This is a genomic window from Streptomyces sp. NPDC127119, from assembly GCF_042677425.1.
In the GTDB taxonomy this organism is placed as follows: Bacteria; Actinomycetota; Actinomycetes; order Streptomycetales; family Streptomycetaceae; genus Streptomyces.
Genome location: NZ_JBHXTO010000178.1, coordinates 1 through 16830 on the forward strand (window position 1 = coordinate 1; position 16830 = coordinate 16830).

19 protein-coding genes are annotated in these 16830 nt (G+C 70.1%); 9 read left to right on the forward strand and 10 right to left on the reverse strand.

Annotated elements, in window-relative coordinates:
* Positions 1-75: 75 nt before the first annotated feature.
* From ispF to ACFVH5_RS39740, 3 genes are all read right to left on the reverse strand, one after another.
* Positions 76-582: a 2-C-methyl-D-erythritol 2,4-cyclodiphosphate synthase gene (ispF, locus tag ACFVH5_RS39730; RefSeq protein ID WP_385838564.1), complete on the reverse strand. Its 507-nt coding sequence runs from the start codon at positions 580-582 to the stop codon at positions 76-78.
* Positions 572-1324, reverse strand: coding sequence for a 2-C-methyl-D-erythritol 4-phosphate cytidylyltransferase (ispD, locus tag ACFVH5_RS39735; protein ID WP_384816665.1), 753 nt, complete (start codon positions 1322-1324; stop codon positions 572-574). Before ispD ends, ispF begins: the two co-directional genes overlap by 11 nt.
* 370 nt (positions 1325-1694) lie before the next feature.
* Complete coding sequence (locus ACFVH5_RS39740; protein WP_003953493.1) at positions 1695-2177, reverse strand: CarD family transcriptional regulator; 483 nt, start codon at positions 2175-2177, stop codon at positions 1695-1697.
* Positions 2178-2876: 699 nt separating this feature from the next.
* Between ACFVH5_RS39740 and ACFVH5_RS39745 the strand changes: the two genes are divergently transcribed.
* The gene (locus ACFVH5_RS39745; protein ID WP_385838565.1) at positions 2877-3572 is read left to right on the forward strand and encodes a DUF461 domain-containing protein; all 696 of its coding nucleotides are present in this window, start codon (positions 2877-2879) and stop codon (positions 3570-3572) included.
* A gap of 152 nt (positions 3573-3724) precedes the next feature.
* Here ACFVH5_RS39745 and ACFVH5_RS39750 read toward each other — a convergent pair whose 3' ends face one another.
* On the reverse strand, positions 3725-4405 hold the full coding sequence (locus ACFVH5_RS39750) for a response regulator transcription factor (protein WP_107015301.1): 681 nt from the start codon (positions 4403-4405) through the stop codon (positions 3725-3727).
* Positions 4402-5679 carry a cell wall metabolism sensor histidine kinase WalK gene (locus ACFVH5_RS39755; RefSeq protein WP_210881173.1) on the reverse strand — a complete coding sequence of 426 codons (1278 nt, stop codon included), beginning with the start codon at positions 5677-5679 and terminating at the stop codon, positions 4402-4404. The genes ACFVH5_RS39750 and ACFVH5_RS39755 overlap by 4 nt, the downstream gene beginning before the upstream one ends.
* A gap of 288 nt (positions 5680-5967) precedes the next feature.
* On the opposite strand from ACFVH5_RS39755, the gene phoU reads away from it, so the two are divergent.
* Both phoU and ACFVH5_RS39765 read left to right on the forward strand, forming a co-directional pair.
* Complete coding sequence (gene phoU, locus ACFVH5_RS39760) at positions 5968-6645, forward strand: phosphate signaling complex protein PhoU (RefSeq protein WP_385838566.1); 678 nt, start codon at positions 5968-5970, stop codon at positions 6643-6645.
* Between the two features lie 241 nt (positions 6646-6886).
* Positions 6887-7039 carry a hypothetical protein gene (locus ACFVH5_RS39765; RefSeq protein WP_188113919.1) on the forward strand — a complete coding sequence of 51 codons (153 nt, stop codon included), beginning with the start codon at positions 6887-6889 and terminating at the stop codon, positions 7037-7039.
* A 115-nt stretch (positions 7040-7154) separates the two neighbouring features.
* Here the strand turns inward: ACFVH5_RS39765 and ACFVH5_RS39770 are convergent, their stop codons facing one another.
* On the reverse strand, positions 7155-9179 hold the full coding sequence (locus tag ACFVH5_RS39770) for a cell wall-binding repeat-containing protein (RefSeq protein WP_385838567.1): 2025 nt from the start codon (positions 9177-9179) through the stop codon (positions 7155-7157).
* 169 nt (positions 9180-9348) lie between these two features.
* Here ACFVH5_RS39770 and ACFVH5_RS39775 point away from each other — a divergent pair, with 169 nt between their 5' ends.
* The 3 genes from ACFVH5_RS39775 (at position 9349) to ACFVH5_RS39785 (ending at position 10675) form a co-directional block, all read left to right on the forward strand.
* Entirely contained in the window at positions 9349-9879 is a 531-nt protein-coding gene (locus ACFVH5_RS39775; protein ID WP_385838568.1) for an HAD domain-containing protein, read from the forward strand.
* Positions 9880-9888: 9 nt separating this feature from the next.
* Complete coding sequence (locus ACFVH5_RS39780; RefSeq protein WP_385838569.1) at positions 9889-10419, forward strand: ATP-binding protein; 531 nt, start codon at positions 9889-9891, stop codon at positions 10417-10419.
* Between the two features lie 127 nt (positions 10420-10546).
* Positions 10547-10675 (forward strand): hypothetical protein, encoded by a 129-nt coding sequence (locus ACFVH5_RS39785; protein WP_385838570.1) that lies wholly within the window; start codon positions 10547-10549, stop codon positions 10673-10675.
* Between the two features lie 95 nt (positions 10676-10770).
* Here ACFVH5_RS39785 and ACFVH5_RS39790 read toward each other — a convergent pair whose 3' ends face one another.
* Together ACFVH5_RS39790 and ACFVH5_RS39795 are read right to left on the reverse strand one after the other, a co-directional pair.
* Complete coding sequence (locus ACFVH5_RS39790; RefSeq protein WP_385838571.1) at positions 10771-11325, reverse strand: hypothetical protein; 555 nt, start codon at positions 11323-11325, stop codon at positions 10771-10773.
* 250 nt (positions 11326-11575) lie between these two features.
* The gene (locus ACFVH5_RS39795) at positions 11576-12337 is read right to left on the reverse strand and encodes a phosphoglyceromutase (protein ID WP_385838572.1); all 762 of its coding nucleotides are present in this window, start codon (positions 12335-12337) and stop codon (positions 11576-11578) included.
* Here ACFVH5_RS39795 and ACFVH5_RS39800 point away from each other — a divergent pair.
* The gene (locus ACFVH5_RS39800) at positions 12336-12494 is read left to right on the forward strand and encodes a hypothetical protein (protein ID WP_385838573.1); all 159 of its coding nucleotides are present in this window, start codon (positions 12336-12338) and stop codon (positions 12492-12494) included. The two genes, ACFVH5_RS39795 and ACFVH5_RS39800, sit on opposite strands and share 2 nt — an antisense overlap.
* 139 nt (positions 12495-12633) lie before the next feature.
* Complete coding sequence (locus tag ACFVH5_RS39805; RefSeq protein WP_385838574.1) at positions 12634-13944, forward strand: MDR family MFS transporter; 1311 nt, start codon at positions 12634-12636, stop codon at positions 13942-13944.
* Between the two features lie 21 nt (positions 13945-13965).
* Here ACFVH5_RS39805 and ACFVH5_RS39810 read toward each other — a convergent pair whose 3' ends face one another.
* Positions 13966-14433 (reverse strand): DUF2000 family protein, encoded by a 468-nt coding sequence (locus ACFVH5_RS39810; RefSeq protein WP_385838575.1) that lies wholly within the window; start codon positions 14431-14433, stop codon positions 13966-13968.
* A gap of 49 nt (positions 14434-14482) precedes the next feature.
* Between ACFVH5_RS39810 and ACFVH5_RS39815 the strand changes: the two genes are divergently transcribed.
* Entirely contained in the window at positions 14483-15280 is a 798-nt protein-coding gene (locus ACFVH5_RS39815) for an AraC family transcriptional regulator (RefSeq protein WP_385838576.1), read from the forward strand.
* Between the two features lie 24 nt (positions 15281-15304).
* On the opposite strand, the gene ACFVH5_RS39820 is transcribed toward ACFVH5_RS39815, so the two are convergent.
* Positions 15305-16830: glycosyl hydrolase family 28-related protein (locus ACFVH5_RS39820; RefSeq protein ID WP_385838577.1), on the reverse strand; the 1526-nt coding region annotated here is incomplete at its 5' end.

Genomic DNA, 16830 nt, shown 5'->3' on the forward strand with positions numbered 1-16830 from the left:
ACGGGGGGCGAGGGGGCGCAGCCCCCATGCGTGGACGGGAACGGGTAGGGGCGGCGGGGGCGGAGACAAGCCCCGTCAGCCCACCCGCGCCACCAGCGCCGTGGCCACCGCCATCAACCCCTCGTCGCGCCCGGCGAACCCGAGCCCGTCCGTCGTGGCCCCGGACACCGACACCGGCGCCCCCACCGCCTCGGAAAGCACCGCCTGTGCCTCGCCCCGCCGCTTCCCGATCTTCGGGCGGGGACCGACGACCTGCACGGCGACATTGCCGATCGTGAACCCCGCCGCCCGCACGATCCGCGCGGCCTCCGTCAGGAGCGTCACCCCGGACGCCCCGGACCACTCGGGCCGACCCGTACCGAAGTGCTGCCCCAGATCGCCCAGTCCCGCAGCGGAGAACAGCGCGTTGCACGCGGCGTGGGCGACGACGTCGGCGTCGGAGTGGCCGGCGAGCCCCGGCCCCTGGCCCTCCCAGAGCAGACCGGCGCACCACAGCTCACGGCCCTCCTCGAAGGCGTGGATGTCGGTACCGATCCCGACCTGCGGCAGCAGGGGCGCCACCGGGGACGTGTCAGAAGCCATCGTTCAGCCTCCGCCGCGTCAGAACCGCCTCGGCGAGGATCAGATCCAGCGGGCGCGTCACCTTGAAGGCCTCCTCGTGGCCGGGCACGACCACGACCCGCAGCCCGAGCTGCTCGACCATGCTCGCGTCGTCGGTGACGTTGTCGGTGACCGTCGCGTGGGCCCGTACGAGGGTGTCGCGGTCGAAGCCCTGCGGTGTCTGGACGGCACGCAGCCGCGCCCGGTCAGGGGTGGCGACCACGGGCTCGGGCTCCCCGGCCGTCCCCGCGGGCTCGACCTGCTTGACGGTGTCCGTGAGCGGCAGCGCGGGCACGACGGCCGGTGCTCCGTCGCGTACCGCCTCGATGACGCCGTCGACCGTGTCGACGGGGACGAGCGGACGGGCCGCGTCGTGCACGAGCACGATGTCGATGCCGGACGGCAGCGCTTCGAGCCCGAGCCGCACGGAGTCCTGGCGGCTGTCGCCCCCTGGTACGACGTGGAATTCGGTCCGCTCGGGCAGTGCGTGGGAGTCGAGCAGCGTCTTGACCTCCGCGGCCCCGTCGGGCGGCGCCACGACGACGACGAGGGAGACGGCACGCGACGCGGCCATGGCCCGGACCGCGTGGATCAGCATGGGCGTGCCGTTCAGTGCGCGAAGCGCTTTGGGAGCGCCCGGACCGAGGCGTACGCCTCGGCCTGCGGCCGGAATCACGGCCGCGGTACGGGCCCCGGGAGGCGTGGGGCGCGAATCGTCAGACATCGGTTCCTGTCAGGTTTGTATGCTCGGCCGACGTGGGTATGGCCTGGGCGTACCCCGGCCGACGGGCTGGGGGAGTGCCGGGCGCGACGCTTTGACCGGACCCTTCCGTGAAGATGGTCGAGCCAGCTGTCCGGGCCCGGCACTCCATGTATCGGATCCCTGAATTGTCAAGGGACGTCCGAGTGCACGGTGTGCAGAGAGTGTGTGCACGGTTTCCCGGTACGGACGTGCCCGGGGTGGAAACAGATCCGGGTACGAACATGCCGCAGCGCCCGGCGACATTGAATACGTCATCGGGCACCGCGGCATTTCATTGCGCCGAACCGCTCGTTTCACCTCTGGTCAGAAAGCGATCAGAGCGCGACGGGCGTCAGGACGCGAGGACCTCGTCGAGCAGGGCCTCGGCCTTGTCCTCGTTCGTGTTCTCCGCGAGGGCGAGCTCGCTCACCAGGATCTGGCGGGCCTTGGCGAGCATGCGCTTCTCGCCGGCGGAGAGTCCACGCTCGCGCTCACGACGCCACAGGTCACGGACTACCTCCGCCACCTTGATGACATCGCCGGAGGCGAGCTTCTCAAGATTTGCCTTGTAACGACGCGACCAGTTAGTGGGCTCCTCGGCGTACGGCGCGCGCAGTACCTCGAAGACCCGGTCCAGCCCGTCCTGACCGACCACATCACGTACGCCGACGAACTCCGCATTGTCCGCTGGCACACGCACTGTCAGGTCGCCCTGGGCGACCTTCAGCACCAAGTAGGTCTTGTCCACGCCTTTGATCTGGCGAGTTTCGATAGCCTCGATCAGCGCGGCCCCGTGATGGGGATAGACCACGGTGTCGCCAACCTTGAACGTCATGTGACAGGTACCCCTTCCGTGGCTATCCAGGGTAACACGGAAACCGCGTGTTCTGAATGGCGTTTTCGCAGGTCAGGGCATATCTCGGGGCTTGACAATCCCAACAGGAACGTGCTGCGGAGGGGTCGCGGACGACGGTATTCGCAGGTCGGAGCGGCTGTTCCGGCGGGGAGAAACGCGCACGTTACAACACCTCCGATCCCCGCCCACGTGCCTGATCGTCCAGATTTGTCGGGTTCCGGGGCCCGTCTTCCGCTACTCCGTTCGGTCATCGGAGTCACGTACGAGACGAATCCGGAATTGATCACACGGGCCGGAGATCACCGTCGGATCGGCCGGAGATCGGCGCGGAGATCCACGGAAGATCAACCGAAGATCAATTTCCCGGGCCGTCATGCATTCCTTACGGGAAATCCGCAAGACCGCGTCGACGGCTTGTCGGTGGCTTACCAAGGGTTCTTATGTGAAAGACGGACGAACGCGTGACGGATGAGTCCATGCGACATGCACGTACACCGGGTGACGCGAGAGCCGGGGGCACGGAGAAGCGTCGTACGGTCGCGGTCGGGGAGCCCTTGGGGCGGGTCGGGTGCGGCGGCGCGGGAACGGCTCGGTAACCTGAGGCCGCTGACTGACCCTTAGGGCGGCTTTACAGAGGAGTCGCCCTGTTCCGCCCACGTTCTAGGAGTTGCCGCCGCCGTGAGCAGCAGCCTTCGACGCGGCAGCCTCGCCGCCGCCGCCATCGCGTTCTCGATCGCCTCGCTCGCCGCGTGCGGTGCCGGCAACAAGGCCCAGACGCTGGAGATCAAGCCGGACAACGCCGCCGTCACCGTCGGCGAGATCAAGATCCAGAACGCCGTCGTCATCACCCAGGCCGAGCTGGAGTCGACGGGCCCGGCCGCGGTCTCCGCGACCCTGTTCAACAGCGGCGACAAGCCCCAGACCCTGGAGTCCGTCCAGGTCGAGGGCATCGGGCAGCCCGCACAGCTCAAGCCCGCCAAGGGCTCGGGCAAGCTGACCGTCCCGGCCGGCGGCTCGCTGGTCCTCGGCGGCAAGGGCAACGCCTCCGCCGCGCTGGAGAGCAGCCGCGAGGCGTTCGCGGACGGCGACGCGCAGCCGGTCACCTTCACCTTCAGCAGGACCGGCGACGTGAAGCTGGAGGCGTTCGTCGTGCCCGGCCACGGCTACTACGCCGAGTGGGGCCCGAGCGCGGCCCCGGCGGCGCCGAGCACCAAGCCCTCCGCCTCGGAGTCGGCGTCCGGTACGGCCACGGGGTCGCCGTCGCCCACCGGGTCCGCGTCCGGTGAGACCGAGGAGACGGGTGAGGCGGGCACGCAGGCCACCGACGCGGCCTCGGCCAGCGCCGACGCCTCGGAGTCCGCAGCGGGCCGCTGAGCGGCTCACAGCCACCGTTCTCCCGTACGGGCAGGTCCCGTACGTACGCGTGATGGACGCATGACGCATGACGAAGGGCGGGACCCCTCTTCCGGGGGTCCCGCCCTTCGCAGTACTTACTGTCCCGATGCGGACGTATCGTCCCGTGCGGTCTACGGCTCGAACTTGTAGCCGAGGCCGCGGACCGTCACCAGGTAGCGCGGCGCGCCGGGGTCCGGCTCGATCTTCGCCCGCAGGCGCTTCACGTGGACGTCCAGCGTCTTGGTGTCACCTACGTAGTCGGCGCCCCACACCCGGTCGATGAGCTGCATACGCGTCAGGACGCGGCCCGCGTTGCGCAGCAGCATCTCCAGGAGGTCGAACTCCTTGAGCGGGAGGTCGACCTTGGAGCCGGAGACGGTGACCACGTGGCGGTCGACGTCCATGCGGACCGGTCCGGCCTCCAGGGCGGCCACGCTGACCTCCTCCGGCTCGCCGCGGCGGCGCAGGACGGCCCGGATGCGGGCGACCAGCTCCCGCGACGAGAAGGGCTTGGTCACATAGTCGTCGGCTCCTATTTCGAGCCCCACGACCTTGTCGATCTCGCTGTCCTTGGCGGTGACCATGATCACCGGAACGTTCGAACGGCTGCGCAGCTGACGGCACACCTCGGTGCCCGGCAGGCCGGGCAGCATCAGGTCGAGGAGGACGAGGTCGGCGCCGTTGCGCTCGAACTCGTCGAGTCCGTCGGGCCCGGTGGCCGCGATGGCGACCTCGAAACCCTCTTTGCGAAGCATGTAGGACAGAGCGTCGCTGAAGGACTCCTCGTCCTCGACGACGAGCACTCGGGTCACGGGTGGACCTCCGGGGCAGAAAAGGGTTCGTACGGGGATGAGACGGTGGTCGTCCCGTCGGTCTGACCGGTCTCGTCGTCTTCGTCGAGGCCGGGCATCTGATGGCCGCTCGCGCGGTCGCGGGCGGCGCCCGCCTCCGGCAGCCGCAGGGTGAAGGTGGAGCCCTGACCCTCGGAGCTCCACACCGTGACCTCCCCGCTGTGCGAGGCTGCCACGTGCTTGACGATCGCGAGCCCGAGCCCCGTACCGCCGGTTGCGCGGGAACGGGCCGGGTCGACGCGGTAGAAGCGCTCGAAGACGCGCTCCTTGTCCTTCTCGGAGATACCGATGCCCTGGTCGGTCACGGCGATCTCGATGAGGTCTCCGCCGGGCGCGGTCACCCTGCGCGCGGCTATGCCGACCCGGGTGCGGGCGGGCGAGTAGTTGACGGCGTTCTCCACGAGGTTGCCGAGGGCCGCGGCCAGCTGGCCGCGGTTGCCCCACAGGCGCAGGTCGGCGGTGCCGCCGGCGGCCATGGTGATCTGCTTGGTGCCGGCCTGGTGGCGGCAGCGGTCGATCGCCTCGGCGACCAGCTCGTCGACGCGGACGGGCTCGGCGTCCTCCAGCGGGTCGTCGTTCTGGACGCGGGAGAGGTCGATGAGTTCCTGGACGAGGTTGGTGAGGCGGGTCGCCTCTATCTGCATGCGTCCGGCGAAGCGCTCCACGGCCTCCGGTTCCTCCGAGGCGCCCATGACGGCCTCGGAGAGGAGGGAGAGCGCGCCGACCGGGGTCTTCAGCTCATGGCTGACGTTGGCCACGAAGTCGCGTCGTACGGCTTCGATGCGGCGGGCCTCGGTGAGGTCCTCGACCAGGAGCAGGACGAGCCGGGAGCCGAGCGGCGCCACGCGGGCGGACACGGCGAGCGCCTCGCCGCGGCCGGTGCCGCGCCGGGGAAGGTCCAGTTCGACCTGCCGTATCTCTCCGTCCCTGCGGGTGTCGCGGGCCATCAGGATCATCGGCTCGACGGCCAGTTTCCCGCCGCGGACGAGACCGAGTGCGTACGCGGCCGAGCTGGCCTTGACCACCGCGTCGGACTCGTCGAGCACGACGGCGGAGGAGCGGAGCACGGACAGAACCGTGTCGACGCCCGGTGGCAGGACCGGGTCGGTGTGCAGAGAGGTGCGGGTGGGGCGTTTCTGTTCCCGCTCACTCCAGCGGAACGCCAGCACGGCGATGACGCCGGTGAGTACACCGGCGATCGCTGCCGCTGCGGCGACAGCCGCGTTCACGTCCATGGCTCCAGGTTAGGCACGCTGTACGCCCCGGTCACAGCCGTCCGAGGGTGGACTCGAACACTCGTCGCCCAGAGTTCACCCTGGGGACCCTGCTGGTTCACTTCGTACGACCGGGTCGCGCACCCTTCCCACCTGCGGGAAGAGGCTACGTCGCCCAGAATTCACCTGGGTGCCGGTGATGGTTCATTTGAGGGGACGTAAACCGACGCGTTCAGGCCGGAGCGTGGGAACGTGGGGTTCACGAGCCCCAGTGAACCTCCGAGGCAGACGTAGGAAAGGGACATCCAGATGCGGGACGCGTACCACGAGGAACTTGACTCGATCGGCGAGGGCCTGGTCGAGATGGCCCGCCTCGTCGGCTCGGCCATCGGTCGCGCCACGACGGCGATCCTCGACTCCGATCTGAAGCTGGCGGAGAGCGTGATCGCGGCCGACCAGAAGGTCGACGATCTCCAGCACGACCTTGAGGCACGGGCGATAACCCTGCTGGCCCGGCAGCAGCCCGTGGCCACGGACCTGCGGATCGTCGTCACCTCGCTCCGCATGTCGGCCGATCTGGAGCGCTCCGGCGACCTCGCCCAGCACGTGGCGAAGCTGGCGCGGCTGCGCTTCCCGGACCGTGCCATTCCGCAGGACCTGCACGCCACCATCCTGGAGATGGGCCAGCTCGCGCAGCGGCTGATGGCGAAGGCGGCCGAGGTCATCATCACCAAGGACGTCGACCTCGCCCTCCAGCTGGAGCAGGACGACGACGCGATGGACCTCCTCCACCGCACGCTCTTCCAGCACCTCCTGGACGACCGCTGGAAGCACGGCATCGAGACCGCGGTGGACGTGACGCTGCTGGGCCGTTACTACGAGCGCTTCGCGGACCACGCGGTGTCGGTGGCGAACCGTATGGTGTACCTGGTGACGGGCGAGCACGCCGACGAACTGCAGACCGCTCCGCAGGTCGAGGGCGCGTAGTCCGTCCACGGCCGGCGGCGCTGCCGCCGGCCGTGGGTCGGCTTGCACGGGCGGTCCTCCGTCCGTGGGCCGGATTCCGGTGGCGGTCCTCCGGCCGTGGGGCGGGTTCCGGTCGTCCGGTTCCCACCGGGAGGGGGCGCATCGGGTGCGGGCAGGGGTGCGAAAGCCTCCGTGCGCCGTTGATGCGCCCGGCCTCGGGGGAATGCAATGGGAGTAGGCACAAGCCTTCGAGGAGGGACCCATGGCCGATTCCCCCACCACACCCGACCCGACCCAGGAACGCGAGACGCAGCAGCCCGTCGAGATCAAGAGCCTGCCGCTCTTCGGCGCCTGCGGCTGCGGCTCGGGCTGCGGATGCGGGTGCCAGTCCGGCAATCCCTGTCAGTGCGGCTGACGCGCCTGCGGTGTGCCAGGTGAACGCGCGGCGTGCCAGGTGAACGCGGAAGGGCCCCGCTTCAGGTGCGGGGCCCTTCCGTTCGTTCGTCGGTTCACGCGCCGGTGGGCGGCGGCTACCGGTTGGTGGTGCGCACCGCGTCCAGGTTCGGCTGCGGGGCCGCGGTACCGGTCGCCCGCTGCGCGGTGTCGCTCACGGCGCCGGGGGCCGCCGAGCGGGCGGTCGCCTGCGCCGGGGTGACACCGTTGTAGTACGGCCGGTACTCCACCAGCGAGCTGCCCGCGCTGATGGCGGAGCCCGCCGCGGTCAGCTCGGCCGCGGAGACCGAACCGGTTCCGCCGAAGGCGATGACGGAGTTGACGCCGGCCGCCTGCTGACGCAGGTAGGTGGCGCTCGTCTCCGACAGGGTCGTCTCGTCGGTCCACAGGACCGGGCCGTAGTGGAGCATGCCGGTGCTCGCGGAGACCCCGCCGCGCCAGCTGTCCGTCCAGGCCAGGCCGACCTGGAACGGGGAGCTCCACCAGAACCGCGCCAGCTCGGCGGACGTACCGTCGTGGCCGCTGCCGCTGATCGGGTAGTACGAGTAGGTGCTGGGCCAGTTGGAGAAGGCCGTGTGCGTGAGCGCGTACTTCGCCGAGGTGCCGACCGGGACGACCAGGGTCTGGTCGGGGTCGATGGAGTTGAGGTACGACTTCACCGACGACGAGAGGCTGTTGCCCTCGTTGAGGACGACCGTGCCCTTGCCGCCCGTGCCGAGGGCACCGGCCGCCGCGGAGGCCGCGATCGCCGAGTGGTAGTCGGTGCCGGTGGCGATGAACACGTACTCCGGAGAGCTCGTGACGGCCTTAGCGACCGCCACGGAGGTGGAGTAGCGCGAGGTGCCGGACAGCCGCTTCGGGGTGAAACCGAGCGAGCTGACCTTGGTCGCGACCGCGCTGGACAGGATGTCCGTGCCGCCGACCAGGTAGACCGTGGCGCCGGGCTTCAGCGCGCGCTTCAGTTCGCTCTGCACGCCGGCCGACACCGAGGTCTTCGACGTCATCAGCAGGGGGCCCAGCTTCTGGCCGGCGAGGGTCTGCCCGGTCAGGGCGTAGGACGGGCTGTCCTTGCTGATGAGGACGGCGGTCTTCGCGTCGATCAGGCCGGGCTCGCTCTGCCCGGTCGTGTTCCAGGTCCAGCGGGACGCGGCGACGTTCGTGGCGTACGAGTCGGCGCCCCAGACCCGGCCCACGCCCTGGCTGCGCAACGGCTGCCAGGCGGGGTCGAGGACCGAGGACGTACCCGGCGGGAGCGCCACCTTCGTGACGTCACCCGTGGCGACGTCGACGATGCGCGGGATGGCCACGTCCTCGTCGGTGCCGTTGGTGACGACGATCCGCGTGCCGGTGGGCGACCAGGCCGGGGCGTACGCGGCGTCGGTGAAGGTGAGCTGGCGCTCGCCGGTGCCGTCGGTGTTGACGACGAAGAGCCGGCTCAGGCCGTCCGCCTCGCGTACGAAGGCGACCTGGGTGCCGTCGGGCGAGATCGCGGGGTTGGTACCGGAGTCGGCCAGCTTCGTGAAGCCGCCGGTGGTGTCCTCCCAGAGCCAGATGGCCGAGCCGGTCGGGGATCCGCAGGTGTCGCCGGTGCGGACGAAGGCGACGAGGCCGTTGATCGACGCGCTGGGCTGACGGTCGCAGCCGTCCTCCGAGGTGGAGAACAGCGGCTGGGCGTAGCGGGAGCCGTCCGAGGACGCGTAGCGGAGGCGACCGCCGCCGGAGTACACGACGGTGTTGCCCGAGCGCAGGAACGTCGGGTGGCCGACGCTGGTCATCGAGCCCTGCTCCTGGATCTTGACCAGGGTGGAGCCGGTGTAGCGGCGGGTCTCGACCCGGTTGTCCTTCACGTACGCGACCCGGCTGCCGTCGGGCGACCAGGCCGGCTGGTGGGCGTCGGCGAGGAAGTCGGTGTACGTGCTGCTGCCGGGTTCCTGCGTCTGCATGACGTTACGGGCGCCGTTGACGAACGTCAGCTTGCCGTCGGCGGCCTGCCAGGTGACGGGTTCCGCCGCGACCGCGCCGGGCGTGGCGGTCGCCATGCCCGCGGCCACGGCCACGACGGTGCCCAGTGCCGCGAGCACGCGGCGTCTGTGAATCTTCATGTGCCCCCACAAGAATGCCGAAAGTTCGCGATGCCAGAAGTGATGGCGAAAGCGATGAAAAGGTGCTGAAAAGGGCTGCCGTTCGCCTCCCCGACGTGGAACGGACACTTCACGTTCTCCACGACAGCTGGGTCACTGTAGCGGCACACATGATCAGAAAGGAACACCTTTGAACGACCGTTGCGAGGTGGGGCGTCCCGTCCTCTTCCTCGACGTCGACGGACCACTCATCCCGTTCGGCCGGTCGGCCGACGGGGGTTCCCCTGCTCCCCCTCCCCCGGGGAATCCCCCGGGGAACCCGCTGCTCGGACGGCTGGACCCCACCGTCGGGCCGCGCCTCCTGGCGCTGGGATGCGACCTGGTGTGGGCGACGACCTGGCTGGACGACGCGAACGAGGTGGTCGCTCCACGGATCGGGCTGCCGGTACTACCGGTACTGAGGTGGCCGGATCCGCCCGCCGACGAGGGCCCGCAAGGTCTGCACTGGAAGACCCGGCACCTCGTCGACCGGGCCGGCCGCCGCCGCCCGTTCATCTGGGTCGACGACGAGATCGGCGCCGTGGACCGCCTCTGGGTCGAAGCGCAGCGCCGGGAGCCGTCGCTGCTTCACCGCGTGGACCCGGGCCGGGGCCTGAGGGACGACGATTTCGCGATGCTTGCGGAGTGGCTCCGTACCGCCGGGCACGGGGGCGTGTCCTAGCGTGGGGCCATGATCGTATGGCTCAACGGCACTCACGGCGCGGGCAAGACGACGACCAGCGCGCTCGTGCAACAACTGATCCCGGAGTCACGGGTGTTCGACGCCGAGAAGGTCGGCGAGACGCTCATGGACATCACCCCGGGGCTGCCGGGGCCCGGGGCGGACAACTTCCAGCACTGGCCGCCGTGGCGACCGCTCGTCGTGGAGACCGCCCGCCGGGTACTGGACTACGCCGGGGGTGTGTTGGTGATGCCCATGACCGTGCTGGTGGAGGAGTACTGGCGCGAGATCAGCACGGGCCTCGCACAACACGCCATTCCCGTACGGCACTTCGTACTCCACGCCGACCAGGACACCCTGCGCGCGCGCATCGCGGGCGACACCGTCCTCGGCCCCGACTCCCCGTTCCGCCTCCACCACCTTGAGCCCTACGCGGAGGCGGCCCGCACATGGCTGCACACGGAGGCGGAGGTCGTCGACACGACACACCTCACACCGGCGGAGGCCGCTGCGCGGATCGCGGAGGCGGTCAAGAACTGAGGAGCGGCCGCCACACGACAGCAGCCCCGAAGGCAAGCTCGGCAGCAGGCCGCTGTCGTCACTCCTCAAGTCAGATCTTGAGCGCACGCAGGGCCGTACTCCCGGCATCTCGGAGGACACGGCCTGGATGGCCTACGAAGCCAGCCGTAACCTGGGGCGTCTCCAGGACAACGCACCGCTGCCGATGGAGGCGGGGGACGATCTCGCGCGCCGGCAGGACAACGTCAGCCTGTTGATCTCAGCCGCTCGGGCCTGATGCGCGTGGCAAAGCTGCCGACCAATCCGCACAACGCCGCTGACGACCCCCGGATCGGTGCGAAAAGTGGCATCCGTCGACTTCGTGCCGTCCGCTCAGGTATCCGCACCGTCCGTGCCTGTCTGGAGTGCGGCCAGTTCGGCGTCATCCGGACGGTGGGCCGCCTCGGCCGCCTTACGCAGAATGGCCCGGTCGACCTTGTCCGCGTCGGCGATCAGACGAATCATCACGCCGCCGTCAGGCACCGCGTATTCGTGACTGCCACCGGCCTTGCGGTACCAGGCGTCGCCGTCGTGCTCACAGGTGACCTGCTTGTCGGAGACCTCGCCCAACGGCTGCTTGGGGCAGCTCTCCTCTGTCATCGTGCCGCGACCTACGAATAGGCCGAACTTGGTAGCGCCCTTCTCGGACCGATACGCCGCGACGAACTCATCGTCGTACGCGCCGACCGACTGTTGGAACAAGGTGTAACCGGAGACCTTGGTGACATAGACGAGTTCCGACGAGATGCCCCAGTCGCGCGCGGCGGCGTCGAGGTCGGCGCTGTCGGCGGTCGCCCCTTCCGACCCGTTCTCCTTGTCCGCGGCGCACGCTGTGAGGAGCACTGGCAGTAGGAGTAGGGGGAGCAGCGCACGCGCGGCTTGGATCATGTGCACATCCTGTCGCACATACACGCCACAGACGCAACGGTTTCTGATTCACCCAGCCGCGGTCCCCGCCAATTGACCGTGCGCCTACGTCTTCCCGCGCTCGGTCTAGATCGAGCCCCTGACCGCGCCGGCCCCGCTCACCCAGCACCCGCAAGGCGGAGCGCAGCCGGACTTGCACCCGCCGGCCCAGGCACAGCAACAGGCCCCCTGCCGGCGGAGAACCGCAGACAGGGGGCCCGGTCAGCTCGGCCTACTTCTTCTTGCCCTGGTTCTTGACCGCCTCGATCGCCGCCGCGGCCGCGTTCGGGTCCAGGTACGTGCCGCCCGGGGTCAGCGGCTTGAAGGATGCGTCCAGTTCGTACGCGAGCGGGATGCCCGTCGGGATGTTCAGGCCCGCGATGTCCTCGTCCGAGACGCCGTCGAGGTGCTTGACCAGGGCGCGGAGCGAGTTCCCGTGGGCCGCGACCAGGACCGTGCGGCCGGCCAGGAGGTCCGGGACGATGCCGTCGTACCAGTACGGGAGCATGCGGACGACGACGTCCTTCAGGCACTCCGTGCGCGGGCGCAGCTCCGGCGGGATCGTCGCGTAGCGCGGGTCGTCCGACTGCGAGAACTCCGTTCCGTCCTCAAGCGGGGGCGGCGGCGTGTCGTACGAGCGGCGCCACAGCATGAACTGCTCCTCGCCGAACTCCGCGAGGGTCTGCGCCTTGTCCTTGCCCTGCAGCGCGCCGTAGTGCCGCTCGTTCAGGCGCCAGCTGCGGTGGACCGGGATCCAGTGGCGGTCCGCCGATTCGAGGGAGAGCTGCGCCGTGCGGATGGCGCGCTTCTGGAGCGAGGTGTGCAGCACGTCGGGGAGCAGGCCTGCGTCCTTCAGCAGCTCACCGCCGCGGACTGCCTCCTTCTCGCCCTTCTCCGTCAGGTTGACGTCCACCCAGCCGGTGAACAGGTTCTTGGCGTTCCATTCGCTCTCGCCGTGGCGGAGGAGGATCAGCTTGTACGGTGCGTCGGCCATGGCCCCGAGCGTAATCGAAGCCCCCGATCGGCCGCTCGCCCGCCCGGAGGACGGACACGAGGACGGATACGAGGACGGGCACGAGGACGGGCACGAGGACGGGCACGAGGACGGGCACCGGACACCCGTACCCCCGACACTTGACGACTTCTGTTAATTGAGTGGCCGACGCCCAGCCCGCCCTCGTAATTTGTGCTCGCCGTATGCGCCACTTACACCAGTCACCTGCACCGGCCGCTTACGCCACGTACAAGAGCTGTGCTCGTCTGTAGTTGGTCAGAACCTGGGGGTCCTCCATGCCGTTCGCGTCCCTGAGCGTGAGACGTGTCGCACGCGAGACCCTCTCCGGGCTCCCCCGCGAGTTCTGGTGGCTGTGGACCAGCACGCTCGTCAACCGGCTCGGCGCCTTCGTCGCCACCTTCATGGCCCTGTACCTCACGCTGGACCGCGGCTACTCCGCCTCGTACGCCGGACTCGTCGCCTCGCTCCACGGGCTCGGCGGGGTGATCTCCTCGCTCGGCGCCGGCGTGATGACGGACCGGCTCGGGCGGCGGCCCACGCTCCTCATCGCCCAGTCGTCCACGGCCGTCTCCGTCGCGCTGCTCGGCTTCATGCACGACCCGGTGGCCATCGCGGCCGTCGCCTTCCTCGTCGGCATGGCCAGCAACGCCTCCCGCCCCGCCGTGCAGGCGATGATGGGCGACATCGTCAAGCCCGAGGACCGGGTGCGGGCCTTCTCACTCAACTACTGGGCGATCAACCTGGGCTTCGCCGTGTCGTCCACGGCCGCCGGGTTCATCGCGGAGGTCAGCTACCTCGCCGGTTTCCTCGTCGAGGCCGGAATGACGATGGCCTGCGCGGTCGTCATCTTCGTCAAGCTGCCCGAGTCGCGGCCCGAGCCGGCCCCCAAGAAGGCCGGCGAGCCCGAGGTGGGTCTGGGGACGGTCCTGCGCGACGGACGTTTCATGAGCGTCGTCGGGCTGTCCTTCCTCGTCGCGCTCGTCTTCCAGCAGGGGTACGTGGGCCTGCCGGTGGCGATGGGGCAGGCCGGATTCACGCCCGCCGACTACGGCCTGGTGATCGCGATCAACGGTGTCCTCATCGTCGTGCTCCAGCTCCCCGTCACCCGTTTCATCCAGCACCGGGACCCGAAACAGCTCCTCGTCGTGTCGTCCCTCCTCGCCGGGTACGGGTTCGGGCTCACCGCCTTCGCGGGCTCGGTCGGCGTCTTCGCGCTCACGATCTGCGTCTGGACGATCGCCGAGATCGTCAACGCGCCCACCCAGACCGGCCTCGTCGTCCGCCTCTCCCCCACCCACGGCCGCGGCCGCTACCAGGGCATGTACACGACGTCCTGGTCCGTCGCCGCGCTCGTCGCGCCCCTGATGTCGGGTGTCGTCATCGACCGGTACGGGGCCGCGTGGCTGTGGGGCGTGTGCGCGGTCGTCGGCACGGTGGCGGGGGTGGGGTACGGGGTGCTCATGCGCAGACTCCCGGACGAGGAGCCCGTAGCCGCCGAATCACCCCGGCCCGAGCCCCTGCCGCTACCCCAGTCGCCGGCCCAGCCCCGGCCCGCTGTCGAAAAGCCCGAGGTCAGCACCAGCTAGCGCCCCGTGGCAACGCGCACCTCAGTGATGCATCCGCGCCCCCTTCACCACCTTGTCCACCGCGTTGCGCGGGCCGTACACCGCGAGGCCGACCAGGTCGAGGTCCGCGGTCGGTACCGCCCGTACCGCCGCCCGGTTGTCGCGGTCGTTGCCCGTGGTGAACAGGTCCGCCGTGAACAGCGCGCGGGGCAGGGCGCGGGACAGGGCCTTGCCGTGGGCCGCCTTCAGCGTCTCCTTCGTCCCCTCGAAGACCAGGACCGGCTGGCGGAACATCGGCAGGTAGCCGACGCCGTCCGCGTCCTCGTACGGCTCTCCGACCACCTCGGGGACCGCCGGGCCCAGGCCGCTGACCAGGAACGCGGTCACGTTCAGGCGCTGCCACGGCTCCAGGTCCTCCCGCAGCAGGACGGCGATCTTGGTGTCGAAACGGACGGGGGCCGGCACGGGGTCCGGGGTGTATTCAGGGTTCTGGCTGCTCTCACTGCTCATGCTTCGAGACTGCCGAGCCGCGTACGCACCTGTCTTGTACGTTGTTTGCATGGTGGTCCGGCGTGAGGTCTCCGCCTGGCGCCCCAGCGTGCCGGGTGTCGTGGAGGTCTTCCACGCCCACTTCACGGAGTACGCGTATCCGATGCACGTGCACGACGCGTGGACCCTGCTGCTCGTCGACGCGGGCGCGGTGCGCTACGACCTCGACCGGCACGAGCACGGCACCCCGGACGGCACGGTCTCGCTGCTTCCGCCGCACGTGCCGCACAACGGTTCGCCGATCACCGAGGACGGCTTCCGCAAGCGGGTGCTGTACCTGGATCTCAGCCGCCTCGACGAGACGTACATCGGACCGGCCGTGGACACCCCCGACGTCCTCGATCCGGTGCTGCGCCGGCGGGTCGGGCAGCTGCACACGGCCCTCGCCCGCCCCGGTGACGAGCTGGAGGCGGAGAGCAGGCTGACCCTGATCGGCGAGCGGCTGCGCGGCCATCTGCGGCCCGCGCTCGTCAAGGACGGCCGGGACGCCGACCACCCGCTCGCGCACCGGCTCCGCGAACTGCTCGACGAACGCCTCCTCCAGGGCATCACCCTCCAGGAGGCCGCCGGGCTCGTGCACGCGCACCCCGCCCACCTGGTGCGGGCGTTCAGCGGCGCGTACGGGATACCGCCGCACCAGTACCTGATGTCACGGCGGGTGGAGCACGCCCGCCGGCTGCTGCTGGCGGGCCGCCCGCCGGGCGAGGTCGCCGCGGAGACCGGCTTCTACGACCAGTCGCACCTGAACCGCCACTTCAAGCGGCTGGTGGGAGTGGCACCCGGCCGCTACCGCGACAGCTCGCGCTGAAAGTCACCCCCTGACCCCCACGCGCTAGAGGTCGCGCTGGGCGTCGTACAGGTTCCGGGGGCGTACCGCGTCCGTCGTCCCGTACAGCTCCAGGCGGGAGTGCAGCGGCCCGGTGAAGTCGGGTACGTCGATCTGGTCGGACTCCGTCACCTCGTTGATGCCGACGGTGGCGCTGTACGGGGCCAGGCCGTCGATCCTCGTCAGACCGGCGCGGCCGTTGGTGACGCGGATGTTCCAGTGGGTGAAGCGGGCGCCGAAGAGGGGGCCCGCGCTCGCGTCCCCGCCGTGGCGGCCGTTGTTGACGACCGTGATGTCGGTACGGACGTTCGCGAAGGGCATCCCGCGATGCGAGTCGAAGGTCCCCATGCGCATGTCCCCGCGCGACCAGACGTTGTACGAGGACAGCCCCTCCACGTTGATGCCGTGGAGCTGGGTGTTCGCGGGGGCGGGGGTCGTGCGTTCCTCGATGGTGAAGCGGTCGACGAGGTTGTCGTGCGATCCCTCGCGGCAGAAGTACGGGTGGTGCGAGCCGCGTCCCGCGACCCGGGTGTTCCGCAGGGTGCAGGCGGAGGCGGCGACCAGCCCGAAGCCGTTGTCCATGTGCCGTACGACGACGTCGTCGGCCCAGCAGTCGTACGCGCACTGGAAGGTGACTCCGTTGTAGCCCTTGTCCAGCAGATGCGGGGACTGCGGGGTCTCGACGGCCTCCAGGGTGAGGCCCTCCACCCCGGATCCGGTCAGCGCCTTCACGTGGGTGGTCAGACGCGGGTCCCACTCCGGGCGGACGTCGAGCGGAAGGGGCCGCTCCAGGGTGACCTGCCGGCCCCGCACCCGCGCGATACGCACGGGCCACTCGTACGGGACATAGCTGGTCAATTTTGTCTTGTCGTCCCAGTAGTACGCCTCCGGGCCCGCGCCGCCGCCCGCCATGTGTTCCAGGAGGGTGTGGGCGGGGTCGTCCGCGAGGCGTAGGAGGACCAGGTCTCCGGGTGCGAGTCTGCCCGGGTCCGCGACGGTCACCGTCCAGGAGCCCCGGCGGGCCGGTTCGACCGTGGTCAGCGTCCGCCACTCGTCCCGCTTGTTGCCCGTCCAGCCCTCGAAGGGCCACTCCTTGGCCCGGACGGCGTCCGTCAGGGCGGTGAAGCGGTCCGTGGGGCAGAGCCAGACGAGGCCGCCCGCCCAGGACCAGGACGACTTGTCGCCGCCGTAACGCGACCCGTAGACACCGATCAGCTCGGTGAGGTTCCGGGTCGCGCGGAGTGTCGTACGGGTGCTGCCGGCGCCGCGCAGGACGACGTTCGAGTGGCCGATGTGGATCAGGCCGTCGAGGCGGTAGGTGCCGGGCGGGATGAGTACCGTGCCACCGCCGGCCCTTCCGGCAGCGGCGATGGCACGGTTGATCGCGGGGGCGGAGTCGGCCGAGCCGTCCGCCGTGGCGCCGTGGGCGCGGACGTCGGCCACGACGGCGGCGCCGGGGGGGGGGGGGGGGGGGGGCGCCCCCCCCCCCCCCCCCGCCCCGGCCCCTTTAAGGGGGATCGGGGGGGGGGTTG